Source organism: Trabulsiella odontotermitis (assembly GCF_001188485.1).
Taxonomy (GTDB): domain Bacteria; phylum Pseudomonadota; class Gammaproteobacteria; order Enterobacterales; family Enterobacteriaceae; genus Trabulsiella; species Trabulsiella odontotermitis_A.
On record NZ_JNGH01000100.1, the window covers coordinates 1 to 206 of the forward strand.

Annotated in this window: 1 protein-coding gene; it reads right to left on the reverse strand. The window is 55.3% G+C overall.

The window, feature by feature from the left end:
• A partial coding sequence (locus GM30_RS14865; RefSeq protein ID WP_338011788.1) for a malic enzyme-like NAD(P)-binding protein occupies window positions 1-206 on the reverse strand: 206 nt, incomplete at both ends.

Sequence of the window (206 nt, forward strand, 5' to 3'; positions counted from 1 at the left end):
TCACGGATGATCTCTTCCGAGAACAGGCCAATCTGCCCCGACACGCCAATCAGAATGTCTGGTTTCACGTTACGCACCACGTCGAGCAGCGACAGCGCGTCGTTATCGGTATCCCAGCCGGTCAGATTATCGCGTTTCTGCACCAGTTTTGTCTGGAACGACAGCAGGTTAGGCATCTGATCGGTCAGCAGTCCGAAACGGTCGAC